The sequence below is a fragment of the Spirulina sp. 06S082 genome, from assembly GCF_034932145.1.
Taxonomy (GTDB): Bacteria; Cyanobacteriota; Cyanobacteriia; order Cyanobacteriales; family Spirulinaceae; genus CCY15215.
The window spans coordinates 1-1,526 of the sequence record NZ_JAYGHV010000102.1 but is presented as its reverse complement, the minus strand read 5'-3'; the positions used below and the strand labels follow the sequence as shown (position 1 = coordinate 1,526).

Annotated in this window: 1 protein-coding gene; it reads left to right on the top strand. The window is 44.1% G+C overall.

Going from position 1 to position 1,526, the window contains the following annotated elements; genetic code table 11:
• Window positions 1-153: 153 nt before the first annotated feature.
• On the top strand, window positions 154-1,359 hold the full coding sequence (locus VB714_RS07290; RefSeq protein ID WP_323222602.1) for a hypothetical protein: 1,206 nt from the start codon (window positions 154-156) through the stop codon (window positions 1,357-1,359).
• The last annotated feature ends 167 nt before the right edge of the window (window positions 1,360-1,526 follow it).

The window sequence follows — 1,526 nt, the reverse complement described above, 5'->3', positions numbered from 1 at the left end:
AAATAGAGAAGAGCTAGAAAAAACAGTAAGAAAACTGTTAAATGAAGGAGAATTAATAATTCATTGGAATAGAAAGATAAAAAATAAAGGCAATGCCATTAATGCAATGTAGATGCGTCTTAGCTTATCTCAGCCAATTTCATCGAGGAACTGTTGGAAAAACTGTTAATTTGGGGGGTAATTGCAGAAGAATTCGAGTTGGAGGAAACAGTAAAACCCGAGGAAGAACCCAACCAGAGTTTGCCTCACTTGAAAGAAGGTGTAGAATGGATTGCCCATCCCCAAGGACATTGGATTCTCCGCAACCCCATTGATGTCACCTATTTGCAAGTCGATCGCCACTCACAAGAAGCCCTGCAACTCCTCCATCGCCTTCCTCCCGAAGCCATTTGCGATCGCTGTGGTATTCCTCCTCATCAATTGCGCTCTCTCCTGCAATTACTGGCTGCGACGGGGATGTTAGCCGGAACCACTCCCGCCCAGCCTCCGAAGAAGAAATTCACGCCCTTACAATTGCTCTTTTTTAAAGTCCCCTTATTTAATCCAGATTCTTGGCTGAATGCTCCCGCGCGTTTGCTGGCTTGGATTTGGACAAAGCCTTTCTTTCTCTTGTTGGTGGCGTTTTTAATGGGGTCATTTATATTTGGCCTTCATCAGAAAGGGGAATTGTTAAAAATGGGCAGTTTATTCTGGCAAAGCAAAGGAATGGTGTTAATTATTCCCTTTGCTCTCTTGAGTATGTTTGTAGTGACATTACACGAATTTGCTCATGCTTTAACTTTAAAACAATACGGAGGCATAGTACCGGAAGTGGGTTTGTTGTTTATGTGCCTACTTCCGGCTGCTTATACTAATACCAGCGATTCTTATTGTTTGGTCAAGCGCCGCCAACGGGTGTTAGTGGTGGGTGCGGGTATTCTCTGTCAATTGTTTGTTGGCGCGATCGCCTTTTGGTTGTGGTATTTGGCGACGGATAATAGTTCTCTGAAAGGTTTGAGTTTTCTTTTATTAGTGGCTGCTTTATTTACCGTGACGATTAATCTCAATCCTATGGCTAAATTTGACGGCTATTATTTAGCAGTGGCTATGACGGGAATTAACAATTTACGAGGACGTGCTTTTATGTTATGGGGAAATTGGTTGCGATGGAAACCGAGTGGAGAAAAGAGAGGCGATCGCCCTATTTTGGCAATTTACGCGCCCTTTTGCCTGCTTTATCTAATCTTGGTTTTTGGCGGTCTTTTCCGTTGGCTCTTTTATTGGATTTTAGACAATATCCCCATAACCGTACTGTTTTTGCTCGTAGCATGGGCGATATATTATTTCTTTCCTCACATTAACAATAAGGAGGCAGCATGAAATCTTCAGATTCTCCGCCTTCCCAGACTCAAAATAAACCCCCTCGTCGCTTCCGTGCCAATCCGCCGAATTCAGTCACCAGTAAGGGAACAGGCAACGGGCAAGAGGCAACAGCGACCAACAATCAGTCACCCGTGAGAAAAGTGACTCCCCCATCCCCCCACACC